Raw genomic sequence first — 16,346 nt, 5'->3', positions numbered from 1 at the left:
TCCACTCCAGCGCCCGCGAGGCTTCATCGCTCACGGTGCCCACCCAGCGATGTGTCACTCATGGGTGCTCCCGGTACGACGCAGCAGGTGCGCCACCGTGTGCTCCAGCGCGAAGTGCTCACGGTACACTCGCGCCGCGCGCTCACCCAGGGCCTGACGTTCATCGCTGTGCGCCCACAAGTGCTCCGCGAGCGCCAGCAGCGCGGCGGGGGACGCATCGTCCGCGAGCGCCACGGGCCGCAGTTCGCGCCACAGCGGTTCGCTCAGGTGCCCGAGGTTCGTGACGATGGGCAGGCCCAACCCCAGGCCACCCATGGCGCTGCTGCGCCGGGCGCTGACGCCGTCGGGGTAGGGCTGCACCAGCAGCTCCGCCGCGCGCAGGTGCGCGGCCACGGCCTCCGGTGCCAGTCCATCCCTCGCATGGAGCCTGCGAGCCAGCGCGGGATGCTTCCGTCCCAGCGACTCGCTCCAGGCCTGGCTGCCCCGGCCCAGCAGCAGCGCCTGCCGCCGCTCATCCCGCTGCAACAACGGCACGAGCACGGCCTCCAGCGGGCCCGCGATGGCTCCGCCATACGTCCCGAAGTGCGCCACTGTGGGGCCCTCTCCCAGCGCTTCACGCACCGCGCTCACGGCCTCCGCCGGCACGTCGAGCGGCAGGGGACTGGGAATGGGACACCAGCGGGCCTGGGACCGCAGGGGCTCCGGCAGGTGCTCCGCCCAGGTGGGGATGGAGACGTAGGCGCGCTCCGCTCCAAGCGCCAGCGTGCGCAGCATCACCCGCGTGACTCCCGCGAGCACCTGATGCTTCCACGGCGCGCCCGGACTCCACGGGTACACCGCCTCATGGAGGAACAGCTCGCGTTCGTCCCGCCGCCTCGCCGCGAACCAGGCGCAGAGCGGCACGTTCATCGCCTTCATGCCGAACGCGTGCGGCACGTACAGGAGCAACAGCCTTCGGGGCCCGGGCGTCGCATCCAGCTCGCGCGTCAGGCGCACCAGCCCCGGCGGCGTGAAGAGGCCGGGCCACCGGTGCACGGTCACGCCCTGATCATCCGTGACGCCGTCGGGCCCAGGCGTCCAGACATGCACCGTCTCCCCCGCCTTCAAGAGCGCGTGGGCGATGCTCCGGGTGTGGTCGGAGACGCCGCCAGGGGCCGGCGGATACTCCCCCGTCAACAGATGCCACGCGCGGCTCACGGCGGCGCCCGCCTCGCGCGCAGGTGCTGGACCAGGGCGCGCAGCTCTCCCAGCAACGACAGGCCTCGCCGCGTGGCCTCACGCGCGAGCACCAGCGCCGTCAAGAGCCCCGCCGCCACCAGCGCCTGCACGAGCAGCCCGTCCTCCCCCATCGCCAGCCGAGAACAGCCCACCGCGAGCGCCAGCAGCGCGCCCACCGTGAGGAAGGGCTCCATGACCTCGAACTCGAGCCGCGACAGGTGCGGGTTGCGGCGGGACACCAGCCGCGCCGTGAACCACAGCTCCGTCAGCGTCACCGCCGTCGCGCTCACCCCGACGCCCACGATGCCCCAGTGCATCACCGCCAGCACTCCCAGGCCGAAGCGCAGCAGGCTCCCGGTGATGGCCACGTACATCCGCTCCCTCGCGTGGCCGCTGGCGTTCTGCTGCGAGTTCAGCAGGCCCTGCACCGCCAGCATCGACGCCTCGATGGTGAACCACTGCACCAGCGTGGACGCGAGGCTCCAGCGCGCGCCGAACACCACCGGGATGAAGGGCGGCAGCGCGATGACGCCAAAGGGGATGGCCAGACACAGGACCGCGCTCACGCGCCGGATGGACGTGCGCAGGTAGTCCGCCAGCGCGGCCGAGTCCTCCTGCATGCGGCTGTACGCCGGATACGCGACGCGCGTGAGGACGCTGCTCACCGCCAGCGGCACGGAGGCCAGCGCCGTCGCCCAGTTCACCAGGCCCACCCCGTCCTTGCCCTCCATGCGCCCCACCACCAGCGGAATCCACCCCTGGAGCGCCGCGGGGATGATGCCCGTGAGCTGGAACCAGATGCCGAAGGACAACAGCCGCTTGACGATGTCCCACCGGAACGTGCCCCGGGGCCGCCAGCCCGCCGCCGCCCAGAACAGCACCATGCCCACCGCGCCCCGCACCAGCCCGCCGCCGATGAGCGACCACGCCCCGAAGTGCAGCGAGGCCAGCAGGATGCTGCCCGCCGTCTGCGCCACGCTCTCGATGAGCTCGATGCGCGCGAGCGTCGGGAAGCGCAGTTGGCGCTCCAGCATCATGATGGGGATGACGCGCAGCGAGTGGAAGAACAGGCCAATCGCCATCGTGCCCACCATGGCCGCGCCCGAAGGCCCCAGCTCGTAGGTGCTCGACAGCCACGGCGCGAGCAGCACGATGGCGCCCACGATGAAGACGGTGAACGCCTGGTGGCTCCAGAAGGCGGAGGTGATCTCATCCTGCGTGGGTTCGTGCTGCTGGCGCACCAGCGAGGCGCTGAGCCCCAGGTCCCCCAGGAACGCGCCCATCGCGGACGTGAAGGCGACGATGGCGAACACGCCATAGTCCCCGGGGAACAGCAGCCGCGACAGGGTGAGCGAGCTCACCACGCGCAAGCCCAGCGAGCCGACCGTCCGCAGGAGCAGGGCGATGATGGAGCGCTGCGCGCGGACCTTCACGTCCGCCATGCCCAGGGGCGGAGCGTCGGCGGCGTCCGGCGCGGGAGTGGAACGGCTGCTCATGGGGGAAACGGGGCGCTCCACGAAAAGAACTCCCGGCAGCCTATATGCGCCCGCGCATCCGGCGAACAGGGACGCGGAACCCGGGGGCGTCCCGCCCTTCGACGGGAAGGGCCCGCATGCAGCCCCGGGGGGCGGGCGGGCGGACACGGGCGTGCCTGCCATGGCGGTCCTGGCCGCGCCCCGCGCTGCGCAGATTGTGCGGCGAGCGGCCGCCGGGTGCCGCGAATCACAGGGGCACCACATGGCCGACGCGTCAGCGAAGAACGGGCACCGCGCGGGGAACGGGGCGCGCAACGACAGGGCCCGCATCTGGGGAGGCATCGACCTGGGCGGCACGAAGATCGAGGCCGTCATCGTGGACGCGCGCGGCGACGTGCTGGGCCGGGCCCGCCACACGACCCCCGCGACCGGCGGCCCCGGCGAGGTGGTGAAGGAGCTCTACGGCACGCTGGGGGAGGCCGCGCAGTCCGTGGGCATCGAGCCCGCGAAGCTCGCGGGCGTGGGCGTGGGCGTGCCCGGGGCGGTGGACGCGAACCGCGGCACGCTCTCCCACACGAGCAACGTGGCGGGCGGCTGGGACGCGCCGTATCCCCTGGCGGCGGACCTGGGCGACCTCATGGGCGGCGGCAAGGTGGTGCTGGGCAACGACGTCCAGGTGGCGGTCGCGGCCGAGTACAAGCTGGGCGCGGGCCGCGACCACCGCTCCGTGCTGGGCGTGTGGTGGGGCACGGGCGTGGGCGGGGGCCTGGTGCTCAACGGCGTGCCGTGGCGCGGGCAGGGCTCCGCCGGTGAGATTGGCCACATGGTGGTGAAGCCCAACGGCGCACGCTGTGGCTGCGGCCGGCGCGGCTGCCTGGAGGCCTACGCGGGGCGCGCGTCCATGGAGCGCAAGGCGCGCGCGGCGGTGAGGAAGGGGGAGAAGACCCTGCTCTTCGACATCATGCGCGACAAGAAGCGCACGCGCCTGTCCAGCAGCGTCTGGGAGAGCGCCCTGAAGCAGAAGGACCCACTGGCGACGCGGCTCATCGAGCGGGCCATCGACATGCTGGGCGCGGCCATCGCCTCCGTCATCAACCTGCTGGACCTGGAGGCCGTCGTCATCGGAGGCGGGCTGGGGTCCCGGCTGGGCCCCATCTACATGGGCCACCTCCAGGACGCCATGCACCCGCACCTGTTCATCACGGAGCGCAAGCCCGTGATGCGCATCGCGGAGCTGGGCGACCTGTCCGGCGCCATCGGCGCGGCGCTGCTCGCGGGCCCGCGCATGTGAGGCCTGGAGGGCGCACCTGGCCCGACATCGCCGCCCGTACCAGCGAGGAGGCAGGCGCATCGTGACGCACCTGCGACGCCAGGACGTTGACGCGCTGCTTCGGTGGCCGTCACGATGCGGGTGGACGCTCCTCTCGCATGGTCACCTTCTTCGTCGCCTTCCTCGTGTCGCTCCTCGTGGCGCTCGTGCTCACGTGGCGCGTGCGTGAGCGTGCGCTGGCGTGGGGCTGGTTGGACCAGGTGGGCTCCAGCCGCAAGGTGCACGTGCGGCCCGTCCCGCGGCTGGGCGGCATTGGCATCGTGGGGGGCTTCTTCGCGCCGCTGTGCGCGCTGTTCCTCGTGGACTCGGGCGTGGGGGACCAGTTCGTCTCGCAGACGTCGCTCATCATCGGCCTCTTCGTGGGCGGCGCCATCATCGCGGGGCTGGGCTTCTACGACGACCTCAGGGGCGCGGGCGCGAAGCTGAAGTTCTCCGTGCAGTTCGCGGTGGCGCTGGGCCTGTACGCGCTGGGCTTCCGGATTGAAGTGCTGGCCAACCCCTTCGGCGCGGAGCTGACGCTGGGGCTGTTGAGCCTGCCCCTGACGGTGCTGTGGGTGGTGGGCGTCATCAACGCGCTCAACCTCATCGACGGGTTGGACGGGCTGGCGGGCGGCGTGGCGTTCTTCGGCGTGGGCACCCACTTCCTGCTCGCGCTGATGCGCGGGGACGTGCTGCTGTGCCTGCTGATGGTGTCGCTCGCGGGCGCCATCCTCGGGTTCCTGGTGTTCAACTTCAACCCGGCCTCCATCTTCATGGGGGACACGGGCAGCATGTTCCTGGGCTTCGTGCTCGCGGCGGTGTCCATCAAGACGTCGTCGAAGAGCGGCACCGCGGTGGCGCTGCTCGTGCCGGTGATGGCGCTGGGGCTGCCCATCATGGACACGCTGCTGGCCATGGTGCGCCGCTCGCTTTTGGGCAGACCCATGTTCAGCGCGGACAAGGAGCACATCCACCACCGGCTGATGAGCCGCCTGCTGTTGTCCCACCGCACCACCGTGCTGGTGCTCTACGCGCTGTGCACGCTGTTCATGGTCACCGCGCTGGCGCTCCACTTCGCCAACAGCCTCCAGAGCGCGCTGCTGCTCAGCGGCGTCGGCGTGGTCATCATGGTGCTGATGCGCAAGCTGGGCTACCTGGACGTGCGCCACATGGGCGCCGTCCACCAGACGCGCCACCGCAACCTGGAGCTGCGCTCGCTGATTCGCTCCGTCACCGCCTCGGTGCGCGCGGCCGGCTCGTTCCAGGAGCTGTGGAGCGCGGTCCGTCCGCTGGCCCAGGGGCTGAACCTGTCCGCGCTGGAGCTGCGCCTGCGCCGCCCGCACGAGGACGTGAACGCGGGCGTCGTCTTCGAGTCGCAGCACCCGGACGCGGGCGCCGCGGCCGCGCTGGAGGTGCGCCTGGACGTGAAGGAGGAGGACGCCCTGCTGGGCGCGCTGCGCCTGGTGTGGCGCGACGGCCGGGCCGCCATCGACCGGGACGAGGAGCTGGCGCTGGAGGTGGTCGCGGACGCGGTGGCCGAGCGCGTGGGGCAGTTGGTGGCGCTGGAGGCCGCGGAGCCCGAGCGCATCATCGCGCTGCGGCGGTGAGCCCATGAGCGACTCCCCGGCCCTGCTGACGCTGCTCCAGGCCTGGCCCGAGGTGCCGGACGCCCCCGGGCCCTCGAACGAAGGTGACTGTGACGCGCTGGTGAAGGCCGCCGTGCGCCACGGCCTGGCGGGCTTCGTCGAGCACGCGCTCGTGAAGGCGGACTGGACGCTGACCCCGGACGCCGGGGCGCTACTCACCCGCGAGGCCCGGCTGAGCGCGGCGCGGGGCATGCGCGTGCGGTCGCTCCTGACGCGGAGCCTGACGGCGCTGGCGGCGCTGGGCCTGACGCCGGTGCTGCTCAAGGGCTACGGGCTGGCGCGCAGGCTCTACCCGGAGCCGCTCCAGCGCGCGACGAACGACGTGGACCTGCTGGTGCCGCGCGCCCGGGTGCTGTGCGCCGTGCACGCGCTGGAGGGCATGGGGCTCACCACCCAGGCCGGCGACGTGGACCGGGACGACGCGCACCACGTGGAGCTCACCGGACCGGACGGCCTGGTGGAGCTGCACTACCGCGCGCTCACGGGCTACGGCCTGGCGCTGGAGGGCGACGCCATGGTGGCGCGCGCGGTGGACGCGACGCTGGACGGCCACCCCGTGCGCTACCCGTGCCCGGAGGACGAGGCCGTGTACCTGTCCCTGCACGCGAGCAACCACCTGCTGCAGCGGCTGGCCTGGCTGTTCGACCTGAAGCTGCTGGCGCGGGCGCACCCCCGGCTCGACTGGGACCGGGTGGTGACGCGCGCGCGGCGCACGGAGCTGCCCCACCTGGTCTGGTACGCGTGGGACGCCGCGCACCGGCTGCTGGGCGCGCCCGTGCCCCCCTGGGTGCTCAAGGCGCTCGCACCGCCCCGGTGGCAGCGCGCGCTGGCGACGCGGCTGTTCTCCGGGCCCCGGCTGGTGGGCGCGGCGCTGGCGGGGAACAAGCCGGCGTGGGTCGCCGCGAAGCTGGCCCTGGCGCCCCGGGCCCGGCCCATGGTGCGGTACGCGCTGCGGCGGCTGCGCGGCGCCCGCCCCCCTCCCGCCACGGGCGCGGAGCCAGGGGCGCCACGGCCCGTCCGCTCGCCCGCTGGAAGACGGTGATTGCGGCGGGCGGGCCCGGCCCATTAAAGGTGCCGCACCATGGCGCCCAGCCTCCTCGACATGTTCCGGGTCCTGTCCTCCTTCGAGCCCCCGCGCGGCAAGCTGCGGGGCGCGCCGTGGGAGGCGTACGTCGACTGGGCCATCTCCCAGGGCCTGGCGCCGCTGGCGGCGTACAACCTGGAGTACCGGATGGGCGGGGGCGAGGCGCCCGAGTGGGCCCGCGACCGGATGATGTCCATCTACACCGGCTCCGTGAACGACAACGTCATGAAGCTGGTCCACTTCAAGCGCATCGTGGATCAACTGGAGGGCCGCAAGATTCTCCTCCTGGGCGGCGCGGCCTTCGCGGAGGCGCTCTACCCGCACGTGGGCTTCCGGCCCGTGCTGGACATCCAGGTGCTGGTGCGCCGCATGGACGTGGACGGCTTCGCCGGCTACCTGTCCAACCACGAGTTCGTCCCGGAGCCGGACACGGGGAACACCGGCGCCGCGCGCGTCGTGTCGGACGGCCGCACCCCCATCCACATCTACGCGGACGTGCTGGGCGCGAACCGACGTGAGCAGTTGGCCGGCATCTTCGAGCGCGCCCGACCCATGAAGGTCTACGGGCAGTCCGTCTTCCGCCCGGAGCTGGAGGACGCGCTGCTGCTCACCGCGCTGGACCAGGCCCACCACGGGTATGACGTGCCGTGGCTGTCGTTCGTGGACCTGCGCGAGCTCATCACCGGCGCCACCTGGATGGGCGGCGTGTACTCGCGCCCGCTGGAGGTGCCCGTGCTGCTCTCGCGCGCGGAGGCGTTCGGCCTGGAGCGCGCCCTCTACACGTCGCTGGCCATCGTGGCGCGGCTGTTCCCGGAGGCGGAAGCCCAGGCGACCGCCGCGTTCCCGCCGCTGCGCCGCGCGACCCGTGAGCTGCTGGACCGGGGCGTGGTGGGTCCGGTGAGCACCCCCGGACGTTCCTCCGCCCTGCGGGGTGTGGATCGACTGCGACGTCTCCTCACGGGGCGATAAGGCTGTCTGGTCGCTCGGCGGTCCTTCGTGCCCGGGCTTTCTTTCAGTGCTCCGGTCGGCGTATGAGTTCATGACGCCACCTGTCGAAACCAGGACACTCAAAGAATGCGCATTGCCATTATCGGATCGGGTTACGTCGGACTCGTCGCGGGCACCTGCTTCGCGGACTCGGGCAACGACGTCGCGTGCGTGGACATCGACGAGCGGAAGATCCGCATGCTCCAGGATGGACAGGTCCCCATCTACGAGCCGGGTCTGGAGGAGCTCATCAAGAAGAACGTGAAGGAGAAGCGCCTCACGTTCACCACGAACCTGGCCGAAGGCGTGCAGAACGCCCAGGCCGTGTTCATCGCCGTGGGCACCCCGGAAGGGGAGAGCGGCGAGGCGGATCTCCAGTACGTGCTCGCGGCGGCGCAGGCGGTGGGCCGCGCGATGAAGCAGTACACGGTGGTGGTGGACAAGAGCACCGTGCCGGTGGGCACCGCGGACAAGGTGCGCGAGGCCATCGCGAAGGTGACGGACGTGGAGTTCGACGTCGTCTCCAACCCGGAGTTCCTCAAGGAAGGCGCCGCGCTGGACGACTTCTTCAAGCCGGACCGCGTCGTCATTGGCGCGGACACGGAGCGCGCCCGGACCATCATGGGGGAGCTGTACGCGCCGTTCGTGCGCACGGAGAACCCCATCCTGTTCATGGACACGCGCTCCGCGGAGCTGACGAAGTACGCGGCCAACGCGATGCTCGCGACGCGCATCTCGTTCATGAACGACATCTCCGCGCTCTGCGAGAAGGTGGGCGCGGACGTGGACTTCGTGCGCAAGGGCCTGGGCGCGGACAAGCGCATCGGCTACCCGTTCCTCTTCCCCGGCGTGGGCTACGGCGGCTCCTGCTTCCCCAAGGACGTGAAGGCGCTGGTGACGACGGCGCGTGAGTACGGCCTGGAGCTGGACCTGCTGCGCGCGGTGGAGCGCACCAACGAGCGGCAGAAGAAGCTGCTCGTGAACAAGGCCGTGAAGCACTACGGGTCGCTGGAGGGCAAGAAGTTCGGCGTCTGGGGCCTGGCGTTCAAGCCGAAGACGGACGACATGCGCGAGGCGCCCTCCATCGAGGTCATCGAGGGGCTCATCGGCAAGGGCGCGTCGGTGATCGCGCACGACCCGGTGGCCTCGCACGCGGCGAAGCGCGTCTTCGGCGACCGCATCCGCTACGCGGAGCTGCCGTACGACGCGCTGGAGGGCGTGGACGGCCTGTTCGTGGTGACGGAGTGGAACGAGTTCCGCCACCCGGACTTCGCGCGCATGAAGTCCCTGATGAAGACGCCGGTCGTCTTCGACGGCCGCAACATCTTCCAGCCCGCGCGCATGCGTGAGCAGGGCTTCACCTACTTCGGCATCGGTCGCAAGTAGATGAAGCAGCAGTCCGGAGGCTCGCTGGACGCACTGACGGGGCTGCGCTTCCTGGCGGCCCTGCACGTCGTGTTGTTCCACTTCGGCACCCCGTGTCTCCAGGGTGTGGCGCCGGAGTGGATGGTGCAGGTGGTGGCCTCCGGCTATGCGTCCGTGGGGGTCTTCTTCCTCCTGTCCGGCTTCGTGCTCGCGTACAACTACGTGGACGCGGCCGGCGGGATGCAGACCCCGCCCCGGGCCTTCTGGAGCGCGCGGGTGGCGCGCGTCTACCCGGTGTTCCTCCTGATGTTCCTCTTGTCGGCGGTGCCCACGGCGCAGGGCTCGCTGGCGGCGAACACCGTGCCGGTGGCCGCGGCGAAGCTGACCACGGCGGGGCTCACCACGCTGCTGCTGCTCCAGTCGTGGGTGCCGAAGCTGGCGCTGTACTGGAACCCGCCGTCCTGGTCCGTGTCGGTGGAGGCGTTCTTCTACGCGGTGTTCCCCGCGCTCGCCCGGAGGCTGGAGCGCTTCCGGGGCGCGCGGATGACGGCGGCGCTGGTGGGTGTGTGGCTGTTGGGGCTGCTGCCGCCGGTGCTCTACCTGGTGTTGATGCCAGACGGGCCGGGCCCGCTGAACGCGGCGTCCGGCGGCATGTGGCTGGCGGTGGTGAAGTTGAACCCGCTGGCGCGCCTGCCGGAGTTCCTGCTGGGCGTGCTGCTGGGGCTCGTCTTCGTGCGGGAGCGGGCGGCGGCGGCGTCCCGGCGCTCCGGCGCGGTGATGGCGCTGGCGGGCGCGGCGCTGCTGGTGGCGGGCTTCTCGCAGGGCGCGTGGATTCCGTACCCGCTGATGCACAACGCGCTGCTGGCGCCCGCGTCGGCGCTGCTGGTGTACGGGCTGGCGCGAGGCGGCGGTCCGCTGGGGCAGGTGCTGGCGCGGCCGTGGCTGGTGCACCTGGGCGGGGCCAGCTACGCGCTGTACCTGCTGCAGTACCCCGTCAGCGAGCTGGTGCACTGGCTGGAGCGGTTCGTGGACCTGTCGTCGCCCACGCGCTTCCTGGCGGTGCTGCTGGTGTTGCTGGTGCCCGCGTCGGTGGCGGTGCACCGGTGGGTGGAGACGCCGTGGCGCACGCGGGTGCGGCGAGGGCTCCAGCCGTGGGTGGATGGCACGCCCGCGCGGCCGGCTCCGGCGCCCGTGGTGCCGGGCACCTGAGCCTCGCGGCAGCGTGGCTTCAGCGGGCGAGGCCGCAGGCCTTCTTGCCCTCTTCGGTCTCGATGGCGCGGCAGTCGCAGCCGTCGAGCCTCGCCTCGCAGACCATCTCGTCCTCGGCGGTGGGCTCCACGCGGCCTTCCTCGTCGGCGGCGCGCTGCTGGCAGGCCTGCTTCTCCACCGAGTTCAGGGCGCACTCGCAGAGCTTCTCGGACAACTCGCGGCAAGCGCTCTTGCACGCGGTGAGTCCGGAGAGGGAGGCGCAGAGGACGGCGGCGGTGAGCAGGAAGCGACGCATGGGGTCGGGGGAAGATGCCAGATGGTTCCCCGGATGCAAGCGGTGTCCCGGGCGGCCCGTTCATTCGCGGGCCCCCGCCCTGGAGGCAGGCCGCGCCAGGGGAGGAGGCGTCCAGGCGCCGCGTCCGCTGGCCGGGGGACACGCCCCGGAGGTCCGCGAGGAGCGTGACATACTCCCGCGCCGCGCATGGCTCCTGGCTCCCACCGCGTCTCCCGGTACACCGTCTACGCGGAGGCCGCGCTCGCGGCGCTCGTGGTGCTGGGCCCGGTGGCGCTCGGCGGCGCGGCGCGCTGGGTGTCCTGGCCGCTGGGCGTGCTGTCCGGGGCCGCGGCGGTGCTGGCCTTCGTGGGCGCCCGGCGGCAGGGTGAGACCCCTCGCGTGCCGCTCTTCGCCGCGCCGCTGGTGGGCGCGGTGCTGCTGTGCGCGTTGCAGCTCGTGCCGCTGCCCCCCGGGCTGCTCGCGGTCGTGAGCCCGGAGGCCGCGGCGCTGCGCGAGGACGTGCTCGTTCCGCTGGGGCTCACGGGCTGGCGGCCGGTGTCGCTGGAGCCTTCCGCCACCTGGCGGGAGCTGGCGAAGCACGCGGCCTACCTCCTCACGTTCGTCGCGGCGGTGCAGGTGTGCCGTGCTCGCGCGTCGCGGCAGCGGCTGCTCGCGGTGCTGGCGTTCACGGGCGCGGCGGTGGCGGCGGTGGGGCTGGGGCATGCGCTGTTCGGCGTGGAGGCGCTGTTCGGGCTGCGGGCGTACGTGCACGCGCGTCCGCCCCTGGTGACGCCGTTCGGAAACCCCAACCACCTGGCGGGCTTCCTGGGGCTGTGCGCGACGGTGGCGGTGGGGCTCGCGCTGTCGAAGCAGCCGCGGTCGCGCGCATGGCCTTTCGCGATGGCGGCGCTCGTCTCCGGCGCGGGCGTGCTGCTGTCGCTGTCTCGCGCGGGCATCGTGTTCTTCGTCTTCGGGCAGGTGCTGCTCGCCGCGTGGCTGGTGAAGCAGCGTCGCGAGGCGCGCACCCCCGCCCGGCCCGCGTGGGGCAAGGGCGCGGCGGTGCTGCTGGGGCTGCTGGCGACGCTGTCCGTGGGCGCGTACCTGGCGGCGGATCAACTGTGGGCGGAGGCGCGCACCGTGGACGGCGTGGAGTCCCTGCGCTGCGGCAAGATGGAGCCCTGGCCGATGATGGCCCGCGCGGCCCGCGCGTTCCCGGTGCTGGGCATGGGGCGCGGCGCGTTCGAGGCCGCCTTCCCGCGCTACCAGACCGAGCCCAACCCCAACACCTTCACGCACCCGGAGAACGCGGTGCTGCAGGTGGCGGCGGAGTGGGGCGTGCCGGGACTGCTGCTGCTCGGGCTGGCCCTCTGGGCCTTCGTGAAGCGCGTGCGGCGCGAGGACCACGGGCCCGTGGAGCTGGCGGCGCTGTCCGGCGTGGCGGCGCTGGCGTTGCACAACCTCTTCGACTTCAGCCTGGAGCTGCCCGCGTGCGCGGTGGCGGTGGTGGTGGTGCTGGGCGCGGTGGCCCGGCCCCGTGAGGCCGAGCGCATGGCCGCGCGCCGCACGAAGACGGGCACGCTGCCCGTCAGGCCCGCGCTGGCGCTGGCGGTGGGGCTCACGGTCGTGATGCTCGTCGCGCTCGTGCCGGGACGGCGGAGGATGGCGGACGCGGAGGCGCTGCTGGCGGAGCGCGTGGCGGCGCGGGCGCCGGGCGCGGAGGTGCGAGCGCTGGGACTTCAGCTCATCGACGCGCACCCGGCGGACTACCTGCTGTACCGGCTGATGGCGATGGCCTCCGTGTCGGATGGCGCGGAAGGCGCGAAGGACGCGCTGGGCTTCGTCAATCACACGCTGTACCTGCGCCCCCTGGACGCGCCCGCGCACCGCGTGGCCGCCAGGGCCCTGCTGCACCTGGGCCGGCGCGAGCAGGCCTTCCTGGAGTACCGGCTCGCGCACGAGGCCGGGGACACGCGCGTGCTCATCAGCGAGGCGATGCCCCGGGCCCGCACGGTCGAGGAGCTGAAGACCCTCACGCCCGAAGCGCCCGGGCAGGTGGTGGAGCTGGCGGAGGCGCTGCTCGCCGGGCCGTCGCGTCGCGCGCTGGGGCTCGAATGGCTCGTCTGGGCGCGTGAGCACTTCGAGGGCCGGCCCGAAGCCACCGCGCTGTGGATGCAGGAGGCGCGCGGACGGCTGGCCCAGGGAGAGCTCCCCGCGGCGGAGGCGGCCTGCGCGGAGGTGGAGCGGCGCGCCCCGGACGCACTGGCCACGCACCTGCTGCGCGCGGACGTGTGGCGTGCGCAGGGCCGGCGCGCGGAGGCGCTCCAGTCCCTGGAGGCGCTCGTGAAGCGCTTCCCCCACGACGTGGAGCTGGCCTTCACGCTGTCCACGCGGCAGCAGGAGGCCGGGCTCACGCGCCAATCGCGGGACACGCTGGCCGCCGTGGCGCCGTACCTGACCGACCTGCGCCAGCGCGCGCGCCTGCTGTCGCTGGAGGCGGACAGCTTCGAACAGGAAGGTCTGCTGGCCCGCGCGCTGGAGCAGCGCCGCTCGGTCGTGGGGCTGCTGCCCGGCCCGGAGAGCCACTTCGCGGTGGCCCGGTTGCAGGAGCTGCTGTCGCGCTACGACGCGGCGTCGCGCTCGGTGCACGAAGGCCTGCGCCTCATGCCGCTCGATGACGCACGGCGCGCGGAGGGGGAGGCCTGGGCGGCGCGGCTGGAAGAACGCGAGCGTGCGCTGCAGGACGCACACAAGGGGCGGGAGCTGGAGCCGCCGGGGGCACCGGCGGTCAGCGACGCCCCCCCTCCCTGAGGGCCTCAGGCCGGAGCGCCTGAGTCCTCCACGGATGCTCCGTACCGCCGCTCCTCTTCACGCGAGAGCGGCTGGATGAAGGACGCGACCAGTGGCCACTCCAGGCGCGCGAAGTCCTGGAAGCGCATCTCCAGGGCCTCCTCGTGCGAACCGGCGCGGAACAGCAGCCGCTCGTTGGCGCTCAGGGATTCGTCCATCGCGACGGGCAGGCCGTACAGCTCGCCGAAGGGAGGCTCGGCGCCCGTCTCGCAGTCGGGGAAGTGGTCGGCGAACTCGGACTCGGCGGCGAGCCGCGCGGTGCGCACGCCCAGCGTGTGGCGGACCTGCCGCAGGTCCACGGTCGCCAGCGCGGGCACGACGACAATCCAGGGCTGCCGGTCGGCCAGCACGATGACGGACTTGGCCACGCGAGCGCTAGGCACGTTGAGGGCGTCCACGAGCTCCGTCGCCGTCACCGCCCGGGCGTGGGCGTACCGTTCGAAGAGGACGCGATGGCGCCGCAGGTAACTCTGAATGGCACTCGGAATCATGGGGGACATCACCTCCTTCTCCTACAAGGTGTGTCCGGACGACGCAGGCGGCCATTCGCCACTCGAACGGAACGGCCGTGGCTGCCTGCCCTCGTCGGGTGCGCCGGAGGGCAGGCGGGCGGGCCCGCTCACGTCACTGCTGGAAGTCGTACACGCTGCCCAGCTTGAGCAGGCGCGTCAGCTCGTCGAGCGCGGTCATCGTCTCGCGCGCGAGCTGCGGGTCGCGCACGTCCTCCGGCTTGAGCACGTCGCGGTAGTGCTTGCGCACCCACGCCGCGAGCCCTTCGTGCAGGGCCGGCGAGTAGAAGACGTCCGCGGTGATGGCGGCGCGCTCCGCGTCCGTGAGCGAGATGCGCTGGCGCAGGCACGCCGGACCGCCGCCGTTGTTCATGGACTGCCGGACGTCCAGGTAGTGCACCGCCTTCACCGGGTTGTCCCCGGCCACGACGCGCTCCAGGAAGGCGCGGGCGGTGGGCGTCTCGCGGCTCTCGATGGGCGCGATGATGGCCATGGAGCCGTCCGGCAGCGACAGCACCTGCGAGTTGAACGGGTAGGCGCGCACGGCGTCCTTCACCGGGAGCTCCGCGTCCGTCGCGACCTCGAAGCGGAACGCGTCGCCCAGCTTCTCGCGCAGCGTCTGGAGGAGCTTGGGGTGGTCCACGAAGGCCAGCGCGTGCAGCATGAGGAAGCGCTCGTTGCCCACCGCGAGCACGTCCGTGTGGAACGCGCCCGCGTCGATGCCGTCCGGGTGCTGCTGCGGCAGCAGCACCTGCTCCGGGGCCAACTGGTGCAGCCGCGCCAGGGCCTGGCTGGACTCCAGCGTCTGGCGCGCGGGGAAGCGCCGCGGCCCCTTCACGTCCTGCCACGCGCTGCGCCCCCAGGCGAGCAGGTGCACGGCCTTGTGCCCCGGCGTGAAGAGGCGCGTGTGGTTGGCCGCGCCCTCGTCCGCGAAGTGCGAGGCGCCCGGCAGCGGCGCGTGCACCTGGAAGTGCTTCGCGTCCGCGAAGATGGCGCGCAGCACCGCGTGCGTGGTGTCCGCCTCGATGGCGCGGTGGAACATCTGCGTGAGGTTCGCGGGCGTCAGGTGCACCCGGCCGTCCGCGGTGTCCGCCGACGGCGCCACGGTGGCCGCGTTCGCCGTCCACATGGCGGAGGCGCTGGAGGTGAGGCGCAAGAGGTGCTCCGCGTCGCGCGCGGCGCGGGTGATGACCTCCTCGTCGGAGCCCGTGAAGCCCAGGGCCCGCAGGGTGCGCAGCGAGGGGCGCGGCTGGGGCGGCAGCACCGCCTGTCCCACGCCCAGCTCCGACACGAAGCGCATCTTCTCCAGCCCCTGGAGCGCCGCCTCCCGGGGATGGCTGGGCTGGCCGCCGTGGTGCTGTGACGCCAGGTTGCCCGGCGAGAGGCCGGCGTAATTGTGGGTCGGACCAATGAGGCCGTCGAAGTTGTATTCGCGCATGGGATATGGAGACGCGTCGTGGAGCGTCCCCCTTTAACAAAGCGCCTCAAGCGTTACCTGCGCTACCTGCTCATCGCCGGGATGTTGCGCCTGCTCCAGTTCCTGCCCCTGGACACGGCGCGCGCCCTGGGCATGACGCTGGGCGGCTGGGCCTACACGCTCGCGGGCGGGGAGCGCAGGAAGGCCCTCCAGTCGCTGGCCCGCGCCTTCCCGGAGAGGACCCAGGCGGAGCGTGACGCGCTCGCCCGTGACGCCTTCCGCCACCTGGCCGCCGCGGCCCTGGAGGTCGCCTCCGCGCGGGCGCTGGACTCCGGGCTGGAGGCCCTGGTGTCCTGGCCGGACGAGGACCGCCGGGTGCTGGAGGCCGCGCTGGCCAGGGGGAAGGGCGTCGTCTTCGTGTCCGGCCACGTGGGCAACTGGGAGCTGCTCGCCCGGCGCGTGGCGAAGGCGGGCTACCCCAGCCAGAGCATCGCGAAGGAGACCAGCGACCCGCGCCTCACCGCGCTGGTGGAGGACTTCCGGGCGAAGGGCGGCGTGCGCAGCATCTGGCGCGGCCAGGAGGGCGCGGCCCGGGCCATGCTCCGCGCGCTCCGGAGCGGTGAAATCCTGGGCATCCTCATCGACCAGGACACCAAGGTGCAGTCCGTCTTCGTGCCCTTCTTCGGGGAGCTGGCGGCCACCCCGCGCGCCGCGGCGGACCTGGCGCTGCGCACCGGCGCGGCCGTGGTGGTGGGCTTCTGCCAGCGGGACGGCCAGGGCTACCGGCTCACCATGGAGGAGCTGCCGCACCCGGACGCGACGGAGCGTGAAGCGGCCGTGCAGGCGCTCACCGCCGCGCTGTCGCAGCGCATCGAGGCGGCCATCCGCCGCGCCCCCGAACAGTGGGTGTGGATGCACCAGCGCTGGAAGACGCGTCCTCCCGAGGACGTTCCCCCGGCCCTCGCCGGCGCACCGTCCGCCCCGGCGCGGTGATAAGGAGGGCCTC

The 16,346-nt window shown here is 72.7% G+C and carries 13 protein-coding genes; 8 read left to right on the top strand and 5 right to left on the bottom strand.

What is annotated here, in order from left to right; all coding sequences use genetic code 11:
• Positions 1 to 54: 54 nt before the first annotated feature.
• Both K8556_RS14825 and K8556_RS14820 read right to left on the bottom strand, forming a co-directional pair.
• Positions 55 to 1,197, bottom strand: coding sequence for a glycosyltransferase (locus K8556_RS14825; RefSeq protein ID WP_223740721.1), 1,143 nt, complete (start codon positions 1,195 to 1,197; stop codon positions 55 to 57).
• The gene (locus K8556_RS14820) at positions 1,194 to 2,714 is read right to left on the bottom strand and encodes an oligosaccharide flippase family protein (protein ID WP_223740720.1); all 1,521 of its coding nucleotides are present in this window, start codon (positions 2,712 to 2,714) and stop codon (positions 1,194 to 1,196) included. Before K8556_RS14820 ends, K8556_RS14825 begins: the two co-directional genes overlap by 4 nt.
• Before the next feature lie 241 nt (positions 2,715 to 2,955).
• Here K8556_RS14820 and K8556_RS14815 point away from each other — a divergent pair, with 241 nt between their 5' ends.
• The 6 genes from K8556_RS14815 to K8556_RS14790 all read left to right on the top strand — a co-directional run bounded on the left by K8556_RS14815 (position 2,956) and on the right by K8556_RS14790 (position 10,293).
• Positions 2,956 to 3,984 carry an ROK family protein gene (locus K8556_RS14815; protein WP_223740719.1) on the top strand — a complete coding sequence of 343 codons (1,029 nt, stop codon included), beginning with the start codon at positions 2,956 to 2,958 and terminating at the stop codon, positions 3,982 to 3,984.
• Between the two features lie 137 nt (positions 3,985 to 4,121).
• Complete coding sequence (locus tag K8556_RS14810) at positions 4,122 to 5,609, top strand: MraY family glycosyltransferase (RefSeq protein WP_223740718.1); 1,488 nt, start codon at positions 4,122 to 4,124, stop codon at positions 5,607 to 5,609.
• Positions 5,610 to 5,613: 4 nt separating this feature from the next.
• Positions 5,614 to 6,690 carry a nucleotidyltransferase family protein gene (locus K8556_RS14805; RefSeq protein WP_223740717.1) on the top strand — a complete coding sequence of 359 codons (1,077 nt, stop codon included), beginning with the start codon at positions 5,614 to 5,616 and terminating at the stop codon, positions 6,688 to 6,690.
• Between the two features lie 39 nt (positions 6,691 to 6,729).
• Positions 6,730 to 7,701, top strand: a complete 972-nt coding sequence (locus tag K8556_RS14800; protein WP_223740716.1) for a nucleotidyltransferase family protein — start codon at positions 6,730 to 6,732, stop codon at positions 7,699 to 7,701.
• A 105-nt stretch (positions 7,702 to 7,806) separates the two neighbouring features.
• Positions 7,807 to 9,105, top strand: a complete 1,299-nt coding sequence (locus K8556_RS14795) for a UDP-glucose/GDP-mannose dehydrogenase family protein (protein ID WP_223740715.1) — start codon at positions 7,807 to 7,809, stop codon at positions 9,103 to 9,105.
• Positions 9,106 to 10,293 (top strand): acyltransferase, encoded by a 1,188-nt coding sequence (locus K8556_RS14790; RefSeq protein ID WP_223740714.1) that lies wholly within the window; start codon positions 9,106 to 9,108, stop codon positions 10,291 to 10,293.
• A gap of 19 nt (positions 10,294 to 10,312) precedes the next feature.
• On the opposite strand, the gene K8556_RS14785 is transcribed toward K8556_RS14790, so the two are convergent.
• Positions 10,313 to 10,588 (bottom strand): hypothetical protein, encoded by a 276-nt coding sequence (locus K8556_RS14785; protein WP_223740713.1) that lies wholly within the window; start codon positions 10,586 to 10,588, stop codon positions 10,313 to 10,315.
• A 186-nt stretch (positions 10,589 to 10,774) separates the two neighbouring features.
• Here K8556_RS14785 and K8556_RS14780 point away from each other — a divergent pair, with 186 nt between their 5' ends.
• The gene (locus K8556_RS14780) at positions 10,775 to 13,375 is read left to right on the top strand and encodes an O-antigen ligase family protein (RefSeq protein ID WP_223740712.1); all 2,601 of its coding nucleotides are present in this window, start codon (positions 10,775 to 10,777) and stop codon (positions 13,373 to 13,375) included.
• Between the two features lie 5 nt (positions 13,376 to 13,380).
• Here the strand turns inward: K8556_RS14780 and K8556_RS14775 are convergent, their stop codons facing one another.
• Both K8556_RS14775 and astB read right to left on the bottom strand, forming a co-directional pair.
• Positions 13,381 to 13,905 carry an aminoacyl-tRNA deacylase gene (locus tag K8556_RS14775; RefSeq protein ID WP_223740711.1) on the bottom strand — a complete coding sequence of 175 codons (525 nt, stop codon included), beginning with the start codon at positions 13,903 to 13,905 and terminating at the stop codon, positions 13,381 to 13,383.
• A 133-nt stretch (positions 13,906 to 14,038) separates the two neighbouring features.
• Positions 14,039 to 15,361, bottom strand: coding sequence for an N-succinylarginine dihydrolase (gene astB / locus K8556_RS14770; RefSeq protein ID WP_223740710.1), 1,323 nt, complete (start codon positions 15,359 to 15,361; stop codon positions 14,039 to 14,041).
• 18 nt (positions 15,362 to 15,379) lie between these two features.
• Here astB and K8556_RS14765 point away from each other — a divergent pair, with 18 nt between their 5' ends.
• On the top strand, positions 15,380 to 16,333 hold the full coding sequence (locus K8556_RS14765) for a lysophospholipid acyltransferase family protein (protein ID WP_223740709.1): 954 nt from the start codon (positions 15,380 to 15,382) through the stop codon (positions 16,331 to 16,333).
• Positions 16,334 to 16,346 lie beyond the last annotated feature (13 nt).

It is taken from the genome of Corallococcus sp. AS-1-12 (genome assembly GCF_020036995.1).
Classification (GTDB): Bacteria; Myxococcota; Myxococcia; order Myxococcales; family Myxococcaceae; genus Corallococcus.
The sequence above is the reverse complement of the archived record's forward strand: the minus strand, read 5'-3'. Positions and strand labels throughout refer to the sequence as shown.

Bases quoted from the DNA above. Each gene is read 5' to 3' on its own strand.
- K8556_RS14820 (WP_223740720.1), bottom strand. From the start codon at position 2,714: ATGAGCAGCCGTTCCACTCCCGCGCCGGACGCCGCCGACGCTCCGCCC.
- K8556_RS14815 (WP_223740719.1), top strand. From the start codon at position 2,956: ATGGCCGACGCGTCAGCGAAGAACGGGCACCGCGCGGGGAACGGGGCG.
- K8556_RS14810 (WP_223740718.1), top strand. From the start codon at position 4,122: ATGGTCACCTTCTTCGTCGCCTTCCTCGTGTCGCTCCTCGTGGCGCTC.
- K8556_RS14805 (WP_223740717.1), top strand. From the start codon at position 5,614: ATGAGCGACTCCCCGGCCCTGCTGACGCTGCTCCAGGCCTGGCCCGAG.
- K8556_RS14800 (WP_223740716.1), top strand. From the start codon at position 6,730: ATGGCGCCCAGCCTCCTCGACATGTTCCGGGTCCTGTCCTCCTTCGAG.
- K8556_RS14795 (WP_223740715.1), top strand. From the start codon at position 7,807: ATGCGCATTGCCATTATCGGATCGGGTTACGTCGGACTCGTCGCGGGC.
- K8556_RS14790 (WP_223740714.1), top strand. From the start codon at position 9,106: ATGAAGCAGCAGTCCGGAGGCTCGCTGGACGCACTGACGGGGCTGCGC.
- K8556_RS14785 (WP_223740713.1), bottom strand. From the start codon at position 10,588: ATGCGTCGCTTCCTGCTCACCGCCGCCGTCCTCTGCGCCTCCCTCTCC.
- K8556_RS14780 (WP_223740712.1), top strand. From the start codon at position 10,775: ATGGCTCCTGGCTCCCACCGCGTCTCCCGGTACACCGTCTACGCGGAG.
- K8556_RS14775 (WP_223740711.1), bottom strand. From the start codon at position 13,905: ATGATTCCGAGTGCCATTCAGAGTTACCTGCGGCGCCATCGCGTCCTC.
- astB (WP_223740710.1), bottom strand. From the start codon at position 15,361: ATGCGCGAATACAACTTCGACGGCCTCATTGGTCCGACCCACAATTAC.